At 38.5% G+C, this 21,452-nt stretch carries 14 protein-coding genes; 5 read left to right on the forward strand and 9 right to left on the reverse strand.

Features of this window, described 5'->3' with window-relative positions:
* Nucleotides 1-9 precede the first annotated feature (9 nt).
* The 5 genes from otnI (at nt 10) to V2H77_RS22020 (ending at nt 5,967) form a co-directional block, all read left to right on the forward strand.
* Nucleotides 10-804 carry a 2-oxo-tetronate isomerase gene (gene otnI / locus V2H77_RS22000; RefSeq protein WP_341500476.1) on the forward strand — a complete coding sequence of 265 codons (795 nt, stop codon included), beginning with the start codon at nt 10-12 and terminating at the stop codon, nt 802-804.
* 12 nt (nt 805-816) lie between these two features.
* Entirely contained in the window at nt 817-1,584 is a 768-nt protein-coding gene (locus V2H77_RS22005; RefSeq protein WP_341500477.1) for a DeoR/GlpR family DNA-binding transcription regulator, read from the forward strand.
* Nucleotides 1,585-1,644: 60 nt separating this feature from the next.
* A complete protein-coding gene (gene denD, locus V2H77_RS22010; protein WP_341500478.1) occupies nt 1,645-2,610 on the forward strand; it encodes a D-erythronate dehydrogenase in 966 nt (321 codons plus the stop codon).
* A gap of 2 nt (nt 2,611-2,612) precedes the next feature.
* Nucleotides 2,613-3,998 carry a GntP family permease gene (locus V2H77_RS22015; protein WP_341500479.1) on the forward strand — a complete coding sequence of 462 codons (1,386 nt, stop codon included), beginning with the start codon at nt 2,613-2,615 and terminating at the stop codon, nt 3,996-3,998.
* A gap of 1,177 nt (nt 3,999-5,175) precedes the next feature.
* Entirely contained in the window at nt 5,176-5,967 is a 792-nt protein-coding gene (locus V2H77_RS22020) for a S1 family peptidase (protein ID WP_341500480.1), read from the forward strand.
* A 113-nt stretch (nt 5,968-6,080) separates the two neighbouring features.
* Here the strand turns inward: V2H77_RS22020 and V2H77_RS22025 are convergent, their stop codons facing one another.
* From V2H77_RS22025 to V2H77_RS22065, 9 genes are all read right to left on the reverse strand, one after another.
* Nucleotides 6,081-7,013: a YwqJ-related putative deaminase gene (locus V2H77_RS22025; protein WP_341500481.1), complete on the reverse strand. Its 933-nt coding sequence runs from the start codon at nt 7,011-7,013 to the stop codon at nt 6,081-6,083.
* A gap of 262 nt (nt 7,014-7,275) precedes the next feature.
* A complete protein-coding gene (locus V2H77_RS22030; RefSeq protein ID WP_341500482.1) occupies nt 7,276-8,307 on the reverse strand; it encodes a cytotoxic necrotizing factor Rho-activating domain-containing protein in 1,032 nt (343 codons plus the stop codon).
* 101 nt (nt 8,308-8,408) lie between these two features.
* Nucleotides 8,409-9,335 (reverse strand): cycle-inhibiting factor, encoded by a 927-nt coding sequence (locus V2H77_RS22035; RefSeq protein ID WP_341500483.1) that lies wholly within the window; start codon nt 9,333-9,335, stop codon nt 8,409-8,411.
* Between the two features lie 131 nt (nt 9,336-9,466).
* Nucleotides 9,467-10,384 carry a DUF4255 domain-containing protein gene (locus tag V2H77_RS22040; protein ID WP_341500484.1) on the reverse strand — a complete coding sequence of 306 codons (918 nt, stop codon included), beginning with the start codon at nt 10,382-10,384 and terminating at the stop codon, nt 9,467-9,469.
* Nucleotides 10,385-10,397: 13 nt separating this feature from the next.
* The gene (locus V2H77_RS22045) at nt 10,398-12,482 is read right to left on the reverse strand and encodes an ATP-binding protein (protein WP_341500485.1); all 2,085 of its coding nucleotides are present in this window, start codon (nt 12,480-12,482) and stop codon (nt 10,398-10,400) included.
* Between the two features lie 14 nt (nt 12,483-12,496).
* Nucleotides 12,497-14,350 (reverse strand): contractile injection system tape measure protein, encoded by a 1,854-nt coding sequence (locus tag V2H77_RS22050; protein WP_341500486.1) that lies wholly within the window; start codon nt 14,348-14,350, stop codon nt 12,497-12,499.
* Nucleotides 14,351-14,408: 58 nt separating this feature from the next.
* The gene (locus tag V2H77_RS22055) at nt 14,409-15,680 is read right to left on the reverse strand and encodes a tail fiber protein (protein WP_341500487.1); all 1,272 of its coding nucleotides are present in this window, start codon (nt 15,678-15,680) and stop codon (nt 14,409-14,411) included.
* A gap of 120 nt (nt 15,681-15,800) precedes the next feature.
* Entirely contained in the window at nt 15,801-18,710 is a 2,910-nt protein-coding gene (locus V2H77_RS22060; RefSeq protein WP_341500488.1) for a hypothetical protein, read from the reverse strand.
* The gene (locus V2H77_RS22065) at nt 18,676-21,405 is read right to left on the reverse strand and encodes a hypothetical protein (protein WP_341500489.1); all 2,730 of its coding nucleotides are present in this window, start codon (nt 21,403-21,405) and stop codon (nt 18,676-18,678) included. Before V2H77_RS22065 ends, V2H77_RS22060 begins: the two co-directional genes overlap by 35 nt.
* Nucleotides 21,406-21,452: the final 47 nt, after the last annotated feature.

The following is a 21,452-nucleotide window of genomic DNA, read 5'->3' on the forward strand; positions in this document are numbered from 1 at the left end:
GAACTCATCATGGCTAAATTTGCGGCGAACTTGAGCATGATGTTCAACGACGTACCTTTCACAGAACGTTTTGCCCGGGCAGCCAAAGCTGGATTTAAAGGCGTTGAATATCTGTTTCCTTATGAAGTGGCTGCGGAAGAGCTGGCTGTCCTATTAAAGCAGCATCAATTAACCCAGGTTCTGTTCAACATGCCCGCCGGAAACTGGGCGGCGGGAGAAAGAGGGATAGCCTCTATTCCCGGCCGTGAAAAAGAATTTGCCGAGGGTGTACAAACCGCGCTGAAATATGCACTGGCGCTGAACTGCAAGCAAGTTCATGCAATGGCAGGAAAACTGGACCTACAATTTATGCCAACACTACTTATGCCAACACTACAAAGCGAATGTTATATCAGAAACATTCAACATGCCGCTGATGTGATGGCAAAACATAACATCAACGTATTAATTGAACCGATTAATACTCGTGATATGCCAAATTACTTTCTGACAACTCAGTATCAGGCTGAAACATTACTCAAAGCCATTGACCGTCAAAATGTTTTTATCCAGTTAGATCTTTACCATTGTCAGATCATGGAAGGGGATTTGCTACGCACTATTGAGCGTCTATGGGGCAAATTCAGTCACATCCAGATTGCCTCCGTACCTGAACGCCATGAACCCGATAGCGGCGAAGTGAACTATCCGTGGCTATTTAACAAACTGGATGAAATGGGCTACCAAGGGTGGTTTGGCTGTGAGTATCACCCCGCCGGCCGCACGGAAGATGGTCTGGATTGGTTGACCAAAGCACAGAAATAATCAGGAGAAAATATGCTCCCATCAGAGCGTAGAGACTTTATTTATCGCTACGTACATGAATATCAGACAATTTCTATCAGCGCACTGGTTAAACTGATGAACGTCTCCCATATGACAGTACGGCGAGACATCCGCACTCTGGAGGAGGAAGGAAAAGTCGTTAGTGTCAGTGGCGGTGTGCAACTTAGTGATGTTTTACGTCAGGAATTGCCCTGGAATGAAAAAGCCCGGCTTAATCATCGTCATAAACGGGAAATTGGTCAATATGCCGTATCTATGGTTGAAGATGGACAAGTGGTCTATCTTGATGCTGGCACCACCACGTTTGAAATTGCCAGAGTTCTAGCTGAGCGTTTTAACCTCACTATCATCACGAATGATTTTTCCATTATCCAGTACCTGATGAACAAACCTCAATTAAATCTGTTCCATACCGGGGGACAAGTAGATAAGAGAAATTATTCCTGTGTTGGTCCTATCGCCGCCATGTTGCTTCGTAACTTGAATGTGGATATTGCCTTTATTAGCACCAGTTCATGGGATCTGGAGCATGGTGTCTCCACACCACATGAAGAAAAAGTTTTAGTCAAACAGGCAGTATTGGAAATCGCCCGCCGACGTGTTTTGGTGTCTGATAGCAGTAAATATGGCAAATACGGCATGTTTCGTGTCTGCCCGCTTTCGAGTTTGGATGATATTGTCTGTGACAGCCAACTTCCACCGAACGTGCAGCAACAATTACGAGAACACAATCTGATATTACATACCGTCAGCGTATAAAGGATAACAACCCTACCCTATAAGCAAATAGCCCAAAATTATTGAACAAGGAAAGTCGCAATGAAAATAATAATCACTGGCGGAGCAGGTTTTCTGGGCCAGCAACTCGCCAGCGCTTTACTAGACAACAATCAAACATTAAATTTCGATCAACTTATACTGACCGATATTCAATGTCCTGTATCACCGGTTAATGATCCCCGCGTACAGTGTCTGGCTCTGGATTTAACTCAATCAGGCGCTGCGGAAAAACTGATTGATGAAAACAGTACGGTATTATTCCATCTCGCCGCCATTGTCAGTAGTCACGCTGAAAGCGATTTTGATCTCGGCTTGCAAGTTAACTTTGATGTGACTCGCGGCTTATTAAACGTCGCTCGGATTAAAAATCCAAAATTGAAATTTATTTTCACCAGCTCCTTGGCGGTATTTGGCGGAAAATTACCCGCAACCATTACCGAACAATGTGCGGTTAATCCTCAATCATCCTATGGCGCACAGAAAGCCATGTGTGAATTGATGATTAACGACTACTCCCGCAAAGGATATGTCGATGGCCGAGTACTTCGTCTACCAACAATCAGTATCCGCCCGGGGAAACCAAACAAAGCGGCCTCCTCTTTCGCCAGTGCTATCATCCGTGAACCTCTGCACGGAGAAAGCAGCATCTGCCCGGTTTCCCGCGATCTGACTTTATGGCTTTCCAGCCCTGAAACCGTGATCCGCAATTTTATACATGCGGTTCAAATTCCGGCGGAAAAATTGGGTCTTTCCCGCACAGTTAACTTACCGGGTATTAGTGTCACGGTTCAGGACATGATTGATGCGCTGGCAGAGGTTGCCGGGCAGAAAACAGTGGAGCTCATCCGCTTCGAACCAGACGAAAACATTAACCGTATTGTCGCCAGTTGGCCGGGTCACTTCGATATCAGCCGTGGCTTGTCACTGGGTTTTCATGCTGATAATACATTCAGTGATGCAATTCGTGCTTTTATCACCAATAACCTGTCCCTAACTGGAGGCTAATTATGGAACACTACATTCCGGTCATTGGTCTGGGTGTAGCCGTATTCACATTGATCTTTCTGGTGCTACGTACCCGTGTTCATGCTTTATTAGCAATGCTCATCGCAGCGGCGATCGCCGGGCTCTCTGGCGGCTTAACCGCAGCAAATACCATTGATGTTATGACTAAAGGCTTTGGCTCCACACTAGGCAGTATCGGAATTGTTATCGGTCTGGGGGTCATGATGGGACGGGTGCTGGAAGTTTCCGGCGCCGCGGAACAGATAGCCTACAGTTTTATCAAATGGTTAGGTAAAAAACGCGAAGAATGGGCATTAGCGATCACCGGTTATATTGTCAGTATTCCGATTTTCGTCGACTCCGCCTTTGTTATCCTCTATCCACTGGCAAAAGCACTCGCGAAAAAAGGAAAACGCAATCTTCTGACACTCGGCGTAGCGCTGGCTGGCGGATTGGTTGTCACCCACCACACTGTCCCGCCGACACCGGGGCCGCTTGGGGTTGCCGGCATTTTTGGCGTCGATGTCGGCGCCATGATGTTAACCGGTATGGTTCTGGCGGTACCTTGCGTTATTGGCATTGTATTTTATGCCAAATGGTTAGCCGTAAAATATCCTGAGTTTCAGCCCATTGATGAAGCAGAAGAAGCTCAAGATCTACAAACAATTCATCAACGCTACATAGAAGAAAAAGCGAACAAACCACTACCGAGTCTATTTCTCTCCCTATTGCCGATTATTGTCCCTATCGTTTTAATCTTCATCAAAGCTATTAATGAACTGCTGTTAAACACTAAAATCTTTACTGGACAAGCAAACAACCTCTATTTCCAGACATTTGATTTCCTTGGCGCACCCGTTATTGCTTTAGCTATCAGCGTATTGTTAGCGGTTTATACCTTGATGCCAAAAGTCAATAAACATGAAGTGATTGATCGGCTAGAAGAAGGTTTACAGTCCGCCGGTATTATCTTATTAGTGACAGGAGCTGGCGGGGCATTAGGAGCAGTACTGCGTGAAAGTGGTACTGGCGCCATTCTGGCGCAATATATAGCCAACCTACCATTAACACCGGTGCTGATTCCATTTATCATCGCAACACTGGTTCGCTTAATCCAAGGTTCCGGCACTGTGGCTATGATTACCGCCGCTTCTATTTCTGCGCCAATTATTAGTCAAATTCCGGGGATCAACATGCTAGTCGCTGCACAGGCAGCAACGATGGGCTCATTATTCTTCGGTTATTTTAATGACAGCCTATTCTGGGTCGTTAACCGCATGATGGGAATCAAAGATGCCAAACAACAGATGATCGTTTGGTCAATACCAACCACTATTGCATGGGCGATTGGCTTATGTGGCGTCATCATTCTGGATCTGGTGTTATAAACACAAAATCATTAGCAAAATTACCATTTAGCCTCTTTAAAATTAAGAGGCTAAATTAATATATTGATCATACTATGACCTTTTATACCCGTCATCTTTCAAGTTACCTCTTTGTTGGCTGCACTCACTCACCCCGGTCACATAGTTATCTATGCTCCCGGGGATTCGCTCCCTTGCCGTCGCGATGCATCTTGAAATACATAGGGTATATAAAATTTTATTTATCAATCATCGAAATTTTATCTCAGACTGAAAAACATTATTTCTGTCCTGCGTTTACTCTCCTTGCTTAAAACAGCATCAGATAAAATTTTTCTCCTCTATTCCCAGCTCATACCAAATCATTTCGACTTTTGACAATAGTAAAAAGAAATATTATTAGGTTACATCTGTATTCTCTCTTTCACCTGTTAAAAACAAGCGAAAGTAATAGAAAATAAAATGTTATATTGTAGTTTTAGTCAATTATATATGAATTACAATTAATATATTTAAATATTAAGCCAATTAAACAATTCCATTATTATATATTTTCATAATATTAATCAATAAAATTAGAATATGATCTCAAACATTTAATATTTTAATATCACTCTTGACACCATTAATTCCAATAATATTTTTAATTGCCGAAGATAAATTAGGAATGAATTTCATCATTTCATAACACGAATAAATTATGCATTTAATACAATCTAATTGAATAATAAAAGAATTTAAAATAAATCACAAAAATTAAATATAAATTACAGTATTCACACTTCCTTATTAATAATATTTCAAGGATTGCCAAAAGTACAATCCAATCAGAAACAAAGCATTATGTAGACCATAATTTCCGAATTATATTTATATTAAAAAACCTTATTCGTATTGTAAATACACCAAGTTATTTAATAACAAATATTTATTTTTCTTGATTCTAAATAATAAAACCCCATTAATCATAAATGAGATATAAATATGCATATAATCGTTATTCCGCCAGACCATATTGATATAGTATATACCCGTTATCTTTCAAGTTGCCTCTTTGTTGGCTGCACTCGCTCACCCCGGTCACATAGTTATCTATGCTCCCGGGGATTCGCTCCCTTGCCGTCGTGATGCATCTTGAAATACATAGGGTATATAATGGAACTTTATCTCCATCATCATATTATACAAGGATTATATTATGAAAGAAAAATTGCTTTTCATTATGGTTTTTATCAGCACGATCTCATTCTCATTGATGGTAAATGGTGCCGAAAAAATAGAAATAATAAATGGTCAACCTGCCGAACCGGGTGAATTCCCATTTTACTCAGCACTTAATAAAAAAGATGGCAATATTGAAGGGCATCATTGTGGCTCTGTATTAATTAATAAACGTTGGGTTTTAACCGCCGCTCACTGCGTTGAAGATGCTAATGTTAAATTAAAAGTTTACGTAGGATTAGCAAGATATAAACCTACGCCAATTTACAAAGATAAAGTTGATATTGAGAAAATAATTATTCACCCAAACTGGTTTATACGAAAACGAGGACAATATGATATAGCGCTAATTAAGCTTAATCGAGATGCAAACAGTAATACTTTTGCAAAATTAAATGGCATAAATGAAACTATTGACCTGCCAGTTGATACAGAATTAACGGTTATTGGTTTTGGAAGAACAGAAAGTGTATCAACCCCAAATGTATTAATGAAAACCAATGAATATATTCTTGATGATAAGAAATGCATCGAAGTGCCCCCTGGATACCCTGACACAAATTATGATCCAAAAATAAATATTTGTTCTGGTAACCCAAATGGAGGTGTCGGCGGTGGAGACTCAGGCGGGCCATTGATGATTAAGACAAATAACAAAGATTATGTCGTTTCTGGGCTAGTATCTCGCTCGCTGCTAAAGCCAGCAGAACAATTTACCAAGGTCAGTTTTTTCAATGATTGGATAATTGAAACTGTAAAAAATAATTGATTCGTGTTAGATCTACCTAAAAATCACTCTTATATTATTAAGCTGATCTTCGCATAAAAAAGTAAGTAAAATGCCTGAGCCTCGAAATGCTCAGGCATAAAAAGGATATTCTTTTATATTGGTGATTCTTGTGATGTTTTATATCGAGATAATGTTGATGAAAAATTACTTCCTGCACTTTCTACTTTGCCGGTAATAACATTCACTGGCGATGACAATATCCCCGAGCAGTTGTGACAAGCTGCAAAATCATCTCCCGCTTGTTTGGTTGTCAATCGCTGAGTAAAAATAGATGATTTCAACATGTCTCGCATATATTCCCCTATTTTCCGACTTCCAACAGCTTTGCCTGCCCTTCTATCTTCTACAATCAATAAATTATTCAATGCCTGTACCTCTGCATGCAGACCAGCAATACCTGCCATCGTCGGTAATATATAGTGATTATTAATAAGATGATTTCTAATCAAAGATTCTATTACTGGATGCAAGGGATTTGCCTTCCCATACATCTCTCTTATTCCCGCAATAAAGGCTTCAATATCGGTGATCTTATAAGCTTCGGCCACGTCACTTTGTTGTATTTCCCATTTTCCTTTATCTTTTACTATTGATACTTTCGGACGTTTAATCAAGCTAATTCCCGGAAATAATCTTTCATCTGCTAAATTTCTATTATTATCCTTAAGATTGACAAATTCATCGCCATAATGACCATCATGTACATATCCTGCATGAGCAGCGAAATCTTGCAAAGATTTTTTTGAATAAATAAAACTTCCGCCAGAGACACCCCCCTCTTTTAAACCCAGTTGAGAGAATTTACCCTGTTCTGCAAATTTCAACTTCCCAAACGCATTCGAGGAGTCGAGAATTAATTGCGTTTTTCTACTAAAATCATCAAATTCAGGAAGCTGTTTCTTATAAGCTGACATAACTGATTTTATATTAGGTAGTTCCAAATGTAATGCATCAAACAACCCTTCATCCGAATTTTTGCTTTTACCAAATTTAACTGCTCTTTCGCGAATATCATTCTTGAACATTTTTAACATCTCTATAATGGCTAAACTAGTGATACCTAATATTATCATTATGAAAAACTGACATTTAACTTATTAGGATTTAACTAAAAACACCCTCAATTACTTTTAACATAACTATTTTATATCAAACAACATTGCCATGTTTTTTTTCGATCTACAAAATAAATCAACCAATTTCTGACAAATCAGATAGTAAAAAATATTGCTGGATAAATGAGAGCGCTAATTATCAATAAGCAGGCTATTAAACAAACCTACCATATTATAACAACCGTTTTTTGAGTGAATTAATCACCTCAATAGTATTGCCTTTCTTGCCGGGTGAAACCGTAGCATCCTCCGACAATACTTTGACATTCATCTTTCCTTTATCATCCCTAGCCAGCAGCGCATAACTATAGCCAGCTCTAATAGCAAGTTTTTCAGGCTTCTTTTCGTCATAGTTAAAAACGCCAACATTTTCTGCCGTATTATCAATCACAACGCCCGGTTTGCCCATATAGGTAATGACACTCTGATCATACTTTGCAAATATATCCACCAAATCGTTATTCTGTTCTTCAACCGCCATCGGCTCGCTGTCCGGCGAAAGCGCTTTATGGCTCTCATAAGTCGTAACAACCCCCTGCCGACCTGTTTTCCATTCATCATCACCCGGCCTCTGTCCTGTATGATAAGCAAAAAAATAACCATCTTTCACGGCATATATCATAGTACAACCACTCAATCCTCCAGACGTCACAATAACCGGGCGCCCATGTTGAATATCCTTCAAAGCAATTCTTATTCCCACAGTTCCTGATGCGCCATTCACCACATTAATACCGGTAATATTGGGATCTAACGTATTTTTCCCCCAATGTACGCCTATCGTTCCTGAACCCGATTCTGATGATGTCACTTGATCACCACCAAATCCCATCACAACATCATGAAAAGGATTTTCCTGACGGGGAGCGTTATTTCTCAAAGGCACTGCCTGTGCAAGTTCCCGCTTACTGTCATAACGATGGGCTACAACGGGCACATTAATTGGCGCCTCTTCATTCCCCACCAATAACCCTCTATTCATCAATGGGGAAATATATCCTTTATTCAAGCTTCTATCCGCAAGAAATTGTTTCAACCCTTTGGTTCGCCTGCTCTTATAGCCTTCCAAAGGTTCACTCTCATTATTTGAAAGTTCAAGATGTCCACCAGAAGAACTTGATAATGGCGATTGCATAGCATTATTTATAGCACTACTTCTAGTACGCTGTGCAGGTGTTGTTTGAGAATTAGCATGTTTTAACATTAATAGGCTCTCTGTACTGGTTAAATTTATTACATTTGAAATTTATATTTACCTAAGATTATTATCTTTTAATCCTAATATAAATATTTAAATAATACAATTCATTCTAGCTTATCAAATTTTCTATCATAATTATCAAGTTTAGATTTTAATGCTTCAATATTTCCAAAAAAATCATTAATATCGTATTCGGTTAAATAAACATCCACACCTTCATCTCGCTTAATTCTATCTAACTTAATACTAGATACATCTTTATGTATATCAAGCGTCTCTGAAATTAACGTTTTCTTTTCATTTTCAGATAATAGATTAAACTCACGACTGAATAATTTCTTTAACTTATTAAGGCTAACGGGATCTTTTCCTCTAGCATTTAACCAATCTGCTATTTTAAGGGGAGGTAATGCGCCCTCTCCTAAATCTGATTGATAGATATATCCCACTGTTTCCTGAACGTTGGATGGGATATCAATTAAAAACATATGCCCGAGTCGACGATCATTAACCAATGCAACATAATTTTTTGTACTACTGAGCTGATCAATTCTTTCAGCAAATTCATTGCCATCTATTTTTCCTGTCTGGATCGCTTTTACTGGATCAACAGCATGTTCCCTCTCAGTCATTAATTTAAATATATTTTGGGCGGATAAACCACAAACGGGTTCAGTCGGATCATAAGGGTTTACCCCAACCATTTCTTGATAGATTTCAATACCCCCTAATTCAGCAACAATTTCATCAATCGCCTTAAATATAGCCGCTAAATCCCGGTCAACGACTTTATCTTGCCAATTATCATTCCAAAGTAACTTATTCCCTTTAGGGTCATTATGTAGTGCAATAATATCATCTATCAACTTTACAGAACTTATATTACGCTGTTTTGGTTTTGATATATTCTTAGATTCAGACAAGCAAATTGAAGGCGCAATTTCAAGATGATCACCCGTTGTTATGTTTTCAGATGTTCTACCTTTTTTACTGCGAGTTTCAGACTTTTCCGCAAGGTCGCTGATTGGCATAATATTATTACCTAGAAGTTATAAGTAAGTAATATATAGATTAAAATATCACACACAACAAGATGTTTTTACATAAAACCATCAATAAAAATAGCATTATTTTCTCTAACGTGTCGTTTTATTATTGATAATCAATTAGATGATGGTTTTTTCACTCCAATTAATGCATCAGAATTTTCTTTAACCACAATAATACCTATACCATTTATCTCAACAACCACATCCTGACTCTTTACCCATGCTGAAAGGATTTCTTTTATTTTAGAAAAATAGATTGAAAAAGTCATACCCGAAACCTCAAGAATAATTTTTTCATTTTCTTGCTTATCATTACTACCTGCGACCGTTACAACCGGTTTAGTTGTTAGATTCACTTTAGCAAGCGCCAAACGCACATCTTCTGTACCACTTAAATCAGTACATAATTTCTCTAACAAAGCCTGGCTTATTTGTGAGCTAGTAGGATTCAACTTTTGATTCACAGAGTGAGAAATCTCCATAACTGACTCTATTGTATTTTTAATATCTTGAAGTTCTACTGGTGCGGTAACTGAATATAATAAAGAAAGTCGAGGACGATTGCCGAGAGCCTGCCAAAAATTACCCAAGCTATTTAAATTTTCCTGTGGTGGAATTACCTTAGTGTAAGCACCAGGAATTTTGGGTAATTGACGATGATTAATCAACGCGTTCAAAACAGATGTCATTATTTTTGCCGCCTGATTATCCGGCTGACTATCGGGGCTACTGCCATCAACTGATGGCTTATTTGGATGCCAGTAAGTAATTAAATAATTATAATTAATATTTACCCATCCCGGTAACAATAAATTAGTCACAGGATTGTAACGCTTTGGTTCAGCAGAGCGTAATTGCAAATCTTCATGTACATCATAGAGAAATACACTTATTGTTGGCTTCGATGGAATTGAATTTATTTCAGGTAAATCAAAACGAATATCAACATTATTTAAATGTTGAGATAGAATATCTTTTAATGCATTATTAACTTCCACAATAGCATTATTAGGTTCAATGATATGTTTCATATCGACTCCAAATTTAAAAAATTAGTCTGCCACTCTTATTTAATTCAAGAATAATTGCTCGCTCTATATGTTGATTCTCAATTTCTTCACTATTATTATCTGCCGCTAATATGGATGCCAATAAGGCAATATTCCTGATATTAGCCCCAGTCAAATCAGCTCGTTTAGCCAAATGTGCAAAATCAATTTTATCGGATAATTTCAGGTGTTCAGGCCAAATTACTCGCCACATTTTTTTACGTAGCTCCTCATCAGGATAAGTAAAATGGGTAATAAAGGTAAAACGACGATTAAAAGCGCTATCCAGATGGCTACGATTATTAGTGGCTAAAATCACTAATCCCGGATAATCTTCCAGCCGTTGTAATAAATAAGAAACTTCAATATTGGCATGTCTGTCCTGAGCATCTTTGGTTTCACTGCGCTTGCCAAACAATGCATCAGCTTCATCAAAAAATAGCACTCCGGAATCCATCTCAGCCAAATCAAAAATGCGGGCAATATTTTTTTCCGTTTCACCAATATATTTATTCACCACCGTAGAAAGATCGACTTTAATCAAATCAACACCAAGATGCCCGGCAATCACTTCTGCGGCCATCGTTTTACCCGTCCCCGATTCACCGTAAAACAGTGCGCTAATACCGCTACCGTAGCCTATTTTTTCCTGAAAGCCCGCATCCAAAATCTGGTCACGGTAATTAATCGCCGCAATAACCTCTTTCAATTGTTGGGCTAATGCATCAGAAACCACTAAATCATTAAAATTACGTTTTGGTGTTATCCTGCGAGCCAATTTACCTAAATTTTGTTGAGCGCGGAAACTTAATGCTTTCCGTAAATCTATTTCCTCTAATTGACCTCCCGGTTGTCGTAATATTTGATATTGATAAGCTTCTTTAAGAATTAACGGCAAGGTCTCTGCGGTAAATGAGAAACGCTGACACAATTGAATAATATTAATTCTCTGAACGACATTATCCGGTAAATATGCTTTCAACATAGATTCTTTATCCACCCGTGTAGCTACCGGCATCTCTATTTGCACCATTGGCAGATGTTTAATCCATACTAATGCATCTCCCGGTTCTACTAAACAAACTACCCGTAACTTTGGTTGATTTAGCAAAACGGATAATAGGTTATCCAATATTTTCTTTTCATCTACAAGTAAAGAAAAATTACGAATTAATAAACAAGCATTATGTAATCGCGCTTCTCTCACGGCATCTGCCAGCAAATTAGCTATTATAGTTAAATCCTCTTCCGTTAGTAATCGAGCTACATCCAGGGTTAAAGTGCTGATGCTGTGAAACGCCATAATATTACTGACCGCTAATTCTCTGGCATTGCCCTGTTTTCCTCTAAGTATCGCCAGCGGGCGAACCTCATCAGTTTCATTCAATAATATCTTTTCAAGTGAATGATAAAGAGTTGGTGGATACCAAAGGTGCGAAACAGGAGAATGCCAATAAGCACAAGTTATTAGGGGCGGTAAAATTACCTGTTGTCCTGATAAAAAATGCCAGACGGCACTGTGGGTTAAAAATTGCGTTTGTAACCAAATAGGTTCTTCGTGGTTATTAAGCCGTAATAATTGGTTATTGATTAACGGTGTTTGCGGTAAAAAACTGTTTTGCAGTAATTGCCAATCATTTTGACGTTGACTAAATAATTCAATTGCTAAAGCAAAACTAGGCCACTGTTTTTTACTATTACCGTGCAAAACAGCAAATAACGCATGATAACGGCTGTCAAAATGGGGTAATAAACCAAGTAATAAGACATCGCACTCAAATTCCGTGAGTTCAAAACGCTCAACTAATAGAGACAATGCATCAGAAACAAAATATTTTTCGGTTTTCGGATGACCAACAATATCACTCGCCTCAAATAGCCAATGAGGAAAGCCTTGCGGTTGTATCAGATATTCCTCTATTTTATTTTCATCAAGTAAAAAACTCTCCGGTAATGAATCGTACCTTTCCCTCTTTTGATAATAGTAGCGCTGTAATAGCAGATCGATACGTTCCAGATGGGGATAAATCCAGTGTAATTCAGCCATCACATAGTGGTTATTTTTAAGTAAAGAGTTCATTTTATATAAACCTGTTAAATATTTTGCCAGTCAACTTGTAAAGGACGATTTAGCCAAGGAAGTTTGACGATATTTAACGGCCACGGCCAGTCGGCCAATAACAGGTCAAATGGCTGATGTTGTAGCGTAATTTTGATTTCCTGTTCATCTATCAGCAATTCACCCGGTCGTTGTAAAAACAGTTGGCGGACATCATTACAGCTCAGTTTTTTCCAGCCCGGAAGTTGAACGATAATCGCATCCAACCATTGTTCTATTATCCGCTGTTCTTCTACCTCAACAGGGATTAATTGCGTCTCTTCATCAATCATTAATCCACACAGAACTTTATTGAGTGTTTTTCTTTCTACCTGCCCCTCTTCATTCCCCCAAATAAGATAATCCAGGAAATCAACCGCCCTAAATTGAGCTTGGTGATGAATAAATTCTTTTTCCTCAAGTAAACCTAATTGATTAAATAATGTGGGTAACATCGGCCATAGAATTAATATTCCAGCATTACTTACCTGATATGGAGAAGATAAACCCGATACAGAGTGTGGCCTGTTAATATCCCGAGATTGACTACGATTATTGTCTTTGACGTGCAAATTATCTGGTGTCAAATTATTTGTTATAAAACGTTGTGACAGTTTATTATACTGCTCAGCAGAGAGATATCTCTTACAGAGTTGTGAAACAGAACCCAATTGCCACAGTGGCGCTAACCAAGCAGTACCTGTTTGATTATATAACGCCGGATGTTGTAATAACTGGAGAATATTTTCTATTTTTATTTCTCCTTTTTGAATCGCTGTGATTATCAATGAAAGTTGATGCTGACTTAATAGTGATAAATCTTGCCTATGCTCTGTAGATAATTTCTGTAATAGCTCAGTAATCATTGAGTTAACCGAAGCTGTTTGTTGTAAAGATTGTTCTCTAAGAGTCTGGATTTCACAGCCAAAACGATTGGTTAAACTTTTATATTCCTGAACAGAGAGATGTTTCTTACACAGTTTTGGAATCAATTCTATTTGCCAAATTAGCTTCAACCATGCATTTAATAAATCATTTTCAGCTACAATATTTTGGCGAAATAAAGTAATAATAGGTACAATATCAAGCATACTGCTATCAAATTCAGCTATGATATAGGATATCACTTTCATATTTGGCTTAGGTATTTCCTGAGTATTATGTCGCTGTATATATCCCAAGGCATTTAAAACCAATTGCCAAGGAGCAGCTACCTTTCCTTGATGCTGATATCCATCTATATCCTCCGATAATTTGTGATTAATCGCGGTTAATAAATTTGGTTGACTGACAGCTAAAAGACGCTGCAAACTGTGTTCAGATAAACAACTTCTTGCTAATAATAATGTTAAATTTTTTCCCATCTGCATTAATTGATTAATTAAAGATTTGATATTAACATCAATATGCTTATTCTCTACTATTATTTTTTCAGGATTTAATTTAATATCTGTTTGATATAAATACTGGATAAACCCCTCGATATCGGATAGATAATGACTCTGTAATAAAGAGGACTTACCTGTATTTTTGAATATTATTGAATTTTCCGTAATGATTTTTTCCTTATTATTTTCATGATATTGATTCAAAGCCTTATTTAGCGCAGCATTAAGCCGAATAGGAAACAATACATTAAAGTTACGAAAATTAATTTCACCAAGATTCAGATTTAATTTATCCAAATAGATATCCTGACTAATCGCATGTTTATTAAAGTATAAATTAAGTAATTTATTCACACTGACTTGATTAAGCAGAGAATCATATAATATTTTTTTAGCTATCTGTTGATTATTAGTTTCAATATTAATGGAAACTCTACTTAATAAATTTTGCCTCGAAGTCATAAGTAGTATTCTCTTTACGATTAATGGATAATTTAAATTTTTAATTTCCTCATAAATATTAAAGCTTCATAATAAAAGCAAGAATATAATAAGGAACTGTTATTCTATTACTATGGGAATGTTTTCCTGTATTTTTTACATCAATCTCATGATTGTGTGTCTCTGGACTGTTTCCGTTTACAACACCTTTAGATGTGGTCATGCCTGTTGAGTAATAGAGATATCTATTATTGGTATTATTTGAAGAGGCTACCGCCCTCTTGTCTGAAGTGATCTTATAAGCTTTATATTGAGCCATTATATCTGTATCAATAATTATCCCACTAAGATGATCATGATTAGGTATTTGACCAATAGATAACGATCTCCCATCTGTTCTGCCGTTGATATTTAGTGTAGCCTCATCAGAATTAAATTTAAATGATTTACCATCTTTAGGTCCTGAAACTGTAGTATTACTCTGCCCTTTAACACCATCAAAATTCCCACCCAAAATAAATCTATCGATCAAATTTGGCGTATCATTTTTACCATCACACAATGCCCATCCTTCAGGAACACTACTGCCAGAAAACATCACAATCATTCCTCTGGGGAGTACTTTGTTAGGATCAATACTGACACCTTTATCATCAACTTTAATACCATTACCCGCTTTAACTTTTACACCACTTTTACTCAGACTTAAACCACTGACACCGCTCCAGGCATTGTTTGTATTTCCTCCCTCTAATTTCAAATAAAGGCCAGTATTATCAGTTACCACAATACCGCCCCCGTCCCAACATTTAACAGCTATACCTTCTGAATCAACGGAAATACTGCCATTATTCTTAGCTTTAACTTCTACTCCATTTCCACTAACAGAAATACCATTACCAGATTTAACTGAAACACCACTGCCATCAACAGTAATACCATTAGCGGCCTTGACAGAGATATTATCTACATTTACAACAATACCATTACCTTGACCAACACATATTCCGTTGTCTTTATTAATCAGACCACTACCAAGATCTACAGATAAAATATCATCTTTTAATATTAATGGAGAATAGTCTTTATTAGCGATAGTACCTATTTTTAAATTAAGCGTACCATTACCATCTAGCTCCAATCCTACTCCAGGTCCCTTTTGTTGCGGTGCTTGCCCGGCTGCTTTGCGGCCAATATCAGCCATATCAATCAATTGTTCATAATCAGTTTGCAATGGAATGCTGCCTGCTTTAAAACGTTTTTTTAAATCATCCACTGAAGGACTTGCTGCTTTATTATCGGTATTTTCTGGACTAATCGCTGAATTTGATAAATCGTTCTTCTTTTCCATTTTTATCACCTTATCTATTCTATTGCTAATATCCTAAAATCATGAATGTATAATGAAATAGTAATAATTAAAAACCATGAATTTAATAGTGCAATAAATATCTCTTATTGTAATACAATATTAATTCTCTTTATTGCGATTAATATCCTCTTGAATTTTTGGTATATATAGCAACTGATTACTCTCAATGAATTTATAATGCCATTCTGTTTCAGATTCACCAATCACCTCAGTTCTCTGCTCTTTAGTGGCGATTCGCATATTTCCCGTACCCGTTAATGCAGAAGGCAGACGTCCTAAAGTTAGCATTTCTAGAATATGGTATGCTTCATCCCCTAAAGCAGCGCCATTATTTTGCCAATGCTTATAGGTGCTGGCAAAATTCTTAAAATGATCTGAGGGCAACCAATGAATAATCATGGAAACATGAGCCGGGAATTCAGCTAAAATCTCAGTTTTCACCCACGATTCCAGTTTCTTAGGATCAACTTTGTTATTTTCAATTAACTGACGATTAATGACTACACTGACGACAAATGAAAAACGATCAGTATGCGCATATTCTGCACCAGAGAAATACCAACGATAACGCCATGCATTTTCCTTTTTCGGAAAAGCAACTTTGGTATCTTTATCCCGTTTAATTAATATTTTACCTTCAATCCGATCGAATTCTTTTACCACAGCTTTAAGTATATAATCAGATGTAGAATTCATATTAGCTGATATTTTTTTGACTGGTTCATAAGGGGTAATTTTATATTTTAGCGTGATTTCATCACCTTCTTTGATCATAGCTGGAAAGGGACTTTGGGGGCTGGACGTGATCCAGCGTTCATCTTTGTCATCTATTTTGTCTGTTTCATCGGCATAAACCAGTTGATAATCCATATCTTCCAACCACACCGGGCTATTTTGCCAAACGAGTCTTTTGTCGATGAATGCCTGTTGCACTCTGTCCAAATTGTATTCCAGAGCAACACTATTATGAGTATCAAGACAAAATGATTTTTCTGTAATTTCAGTGATCACCTGGCCGCGCAACGTGAATCCGTTCTCACCTTTAATCATTAAATTAATCATCTGACCATGTAATAACCGCCCTGCCGCATTTTGCTGAGTAATAATTAAATAATGGTTTTTAGCATCAGGATGATTTTTAATTTCCAGATTATCAGGTGTTTGTTCACTGTTGAATGCCTCGTCAGGTTTCACTGGCAACAGCCGACGATGCTCAATTAAATAGAAAGGCAGATCAACCAAATCAGGCGGTTCACTAAAATATTTTCTTCCCAAACCTAACCGGGCGGCAATCCGTTTTTGCAGCGCCGATACTTTATCAATCCGAATATTATTACGATGATAGGCCAGCTCTGGTTGTTGAGCCAAGTAACCGCGCTGAGTGGATAGAAAATCCCGTCGATTGAGAATAAGCGGTCTGGCTGCTCGATGAGCGCCAAAATAGCTTAACAGATATTCAAGAATAACCAGCTCTTTTGCATAATTTCGTTCATTGATGCCATCATCGTTATCAACTTGCACATCATCATTCAGTTTCTTAATTAAGTCAGGCATTATCTCCTGATGAACGTTCTGGCTCACTGTATTAACCTTAAAAGGCCATTGTACACCGTATACCGCATTTCCTCGTTGTTTAAACGCCAATAGTTTCGGCAATAAAGCAAGTTCTGCACAGCCATTCGCTAATATCTGTTCAAAAGGCAGCATAAATTGGTGTAACTGTATTTGTTGTAAGGTATGTTTATTAGTCTGCAATCCATAGCAAGCGGGTAATTTATTGCTTACCGGGTAATAATCTCGCACTTTACGATGTTTACCCCAGTCCAATAATTCTGGTTGTATATTAATTAGCGATTCTGTAATAAGCTTTTTCTTGATCTCTTCGCTAGAAACCGTCACTTTCACGCCACCTTTGGCAATAATAGTCAATGGGCTGTTTGATGAGGTAATCAATGCTAAGGGATCTTCACCCCATAATCTGGGATAATATCCTTTAGCTATTTTCCAAGACCAATTATCGCCCGGTAACGGAGAAATAATGCTAGCATCATATTTATTCTTATCTAATTCCAGCCGGATTATACTTTGAACGCCTTTAATCGCCAATAATCGGTTAACTAAATGGCTCAAATTTAATTCCATAGCGCAGTTATAATCTTTTATTGGCGGTAAGTTAGGTATCCAGCCGTGATGCAAATAAGGCCCATCAAAAATTTCTTCATTACTGTAACCCATTTCTTTCATTGCTTGGGTGGTATAACGTAACGGCTTTTCCAGTACTGTTTGTTCTGCTGTCATATAAATTCGAGCAATTACGTCAGCGATATCTTTAACGTCATTATCAAGCTGAATATCCATCTTCAATGGCAAATCAACCGGGTTTAACCAAATAACCCGACTCACCCATTCTCCCAAATTACGGTTATCTTTCAGGAAAGCGTTAAGTTTCTCCTGCGCCAGCTTATTATCGATCTGAGTTTCCCGGCCTGGGAGTAAATAAAGCCAATAATTTCCTCTTAATGTTAACTGTTTGCTATCTGAATCTGGGGTTTGAGTAAAACTGTATTCACGCTTCTTTTTGCTATACCAGTATGTATAGCGTTGATCTTTAGGTTCGCATATCAGCAGTACATCATTAAATAAAAAGTAACCACCAACCGTGTCATCACTATGCAAATCCAGCAACGCCCGACGATAATCCGCCAACGTAATTGGACCACAAGTCAGCATCTGTTGCGGGCCAAACTCTTGGGGAAAAATACCGTCGCCGGGTGTCTGTTCCTCTTTTCTCGGCGTAAGAAGATCCAAAAGCGGCAACGAATGACGGTAAGCTAAATCTGAGACGCCATAACAACAAGCTTCTAATAAGGTAATGCCGGGATCATTCTCACTCATATCACTCCAACATTGACCGGACTGTTGCTCAATAACAGCCTTAGCCTGAGCAAGTAAGGTATCAAAGGCAATATCGTCTTTAACGATGGGAAACAGAGCATCCTGATGACGCATGTATTAACTCCTTATTTGAGGAATGTTTATCTGACCAGACTAAAATCAACACTTCATTATCATTAGCTTCAATACTTGCACCCACGGTACCCGTAACTCGGTTAGCGATGGCTATGCTTAAATTGGTGACGCGTTCTACCAGAGGAAATTGTTGGATGGCGGCTAATAGCTGGTAGTAATCAATGTGGTTACCCATTGTCACGCCGATAGCCGGATTCTCTGCCCACGGCATATATGTTCGGTTTAATTGTTGTTGTAGCTGATGATGACCATAATCAGAATTAACGCCAGAGATAAAGGCCACTTGATAATCCACTTTAACGTCAACATAAGTAGGATTGTTGATTTCAATGGTTGCCCAAGGGCTACTTAATTGACTTAACCATGCAACCATCTCTGCCAATCGCGCCGGGTTCAGTTTTGGGCGCAATGCATCATCATTATCCTTGTAACGGTTGTCTGGAATGATTATCAGTTGTTGCTTTTCCGGCGCCGGAATGGTGGTTAATTTACTGCCTGAATGGTGTCTGACATCAAGTAGGCTAATAAAATGATCTTTTAGTAAGGTGACCATGTTGCCCCAACTCAACACTCGGTTACGATGAGATAACCGGACAGGAATTCGTTTTAAGAAGGCTTGCTCAGTCTCTTGCGGATGACCGTTCCAGGAAGCCCAAGGTTGCGTGACGCCGCTGATTGCAGCAATAGTGTTTACCGGTTGTTTTATGCTGTTAGCGGCCAATCCGTTGATAAAGTGAGCCTGCTCAACCGCTTCTGCGTTAGCTAAGGCGGCGGTGGCGGCGTTATATAGTAAGCCTTTAATTCTTGGGCAATCTTGGAGATCAATCTTTCCAACTATCTCGGCTTTCAGCCAGTACCGCCCCGTCGGCATCAGGGCGGCCTGATTTGAAGCCTCTTGCGGCAATAAAGTGCGCCAGATACCCCGGTCGAACAGGTTACCGGTTTGATCATCAACTAATTTATCCAATTTACGCCAGGTATTGCGCTTATCGAGGTAAAACCAGGATAAATCGAGTGCTTTAACCCCTTCTAGTTGCCAATAGAGAGATAAAGTTTGCCCCGGCAACACTCCCGTAAAACCTAAATAAAATGCCCCATCGGTGAATTCTGGCGTCTCTGCCGCCGCCTCACCCCGGCCAAAAGGCGTCAGAGGGTAAACAGTAAATTGCTCAGATTTAGCTTTAACGCTGAATTGAATCTGCAACGCACTGATTTGCGGGGTATAGGGTAAGTTCTTACCGGTAGGATCTTGCCAATATTGGCTATGCATAAAATCCTGCTCGGCCAGTTCTATACGCACTGACGCAGGCCAGTCATTGGGCGATGGGCTGTCTGCAACAGGGTAATTCATTGCCGGTAAGGTAAATTTTAAGCTTTGCCCTTGTGGTTTTTCCTCTCCACTGAATAATGATTGCTCTTCATTAAGCTTTTCTCTCTTTTGGGGCGTGACTAAATAGCCTTGTACTTTAAATGCACTATTATCGGGCTTGGTCTCATATCCTCCATACCATTTTGAAAGGTTTTGTTGAGGCAAGCCAACCCATTGAGGGGTTACAGTCAGTGTTGCATTTTCAGTGCCATACCATTCAGGAGCAATCAGATGAAATCCAGAGCCTAGCGACGGTGATTGACCAAAGGGAAAGCTGGATGCATCCGTTCGGTCGATACCGCCATCAGAGGCATAGTACACACTACGGTTGTCATTAATGCTGATTTCGATGTCTTTAATCTCAGGCAGAACAGGACCTTGAATAGTGCCTAGCTTTAATACCGGTACATCAAACGTCATATTATCCAAGACATCAGGAGGAGTAATTGGCGCACCACTGGCGGACAATCCGAGTTCAAGCGTTGTTTCATTGACAAGCTTTACCTTCAAGGAAGACCAGCAATTTTCTGCACTAATATTAGCCGTGATGTGCTCAGATTTACCTGTCCACTTGCTTGTTAATGTAACTTTAATCGTGCGATCTCCTGCTGACATCGTAAATAAAGACGAAACAATTAAGTAGCCAGACAAAACCGGAACATCATTAGGTGTTGGGCTAAAAAGCCGAATACCGTTTTCAGGCAACACAATATTATCTGCAAGGTTCAGTGGTATTGCCGATTTCCAACCATCACCCTCTTTTCGATACCAACACAGGTCAGTCAATTCTCCTTGATTTGCCAATACATTCGATTCGGACACATATTGTAATGGATTGCCAGCACTATCATGTCCTGCATCAAAGTAGGTTCCTTGAGGAACAAGATATTCTGCATTATCCCCATTCAAGGTAATACCTATCGCTACCCGATCCGCTTGGGCATTTCTCGGCGTTAAGCCCAATAATTCTCGATAATAAAGATCGCGATGTCGCGCCGGAAAGGTATTGAATAATATTTTAGTGGTTTCTAACAGTTTAAAAAAAGCCAATAAAAAAGCCTGATGTGCAGGCAAAAGGCCATTGGCTTTACTCGCATCTTGGTAAATATCCGCTAATTGTTGCGGGTTGTTTTCCTGAATAAAGTAGAAATTATGCCAGAATTCCTCTTTTTCCTGACCAAAAGGAATTTTTTTAGCGTACTCCTGCATCCAATTTAATATATCCAGCGTACTTCTTTCATCAAGTTTAAAATCCGTATCCGATACCATAGCGGCAAGTTTATTTTCTAATTCGGTCTGTCCCATATTTATACCACCTGTTATTTGAAAATAATTTTAATATATTTTCAGGA

The organism is Photorhabdus sp. P32, assembly GCF_038085095.1.
GTDB lineage: Bacteria > Pseudomonadota > Gammaproteobacteria > Enterobacterales > Enterobacteriaceae > Photorhabdus > Photorhabdus luminescens.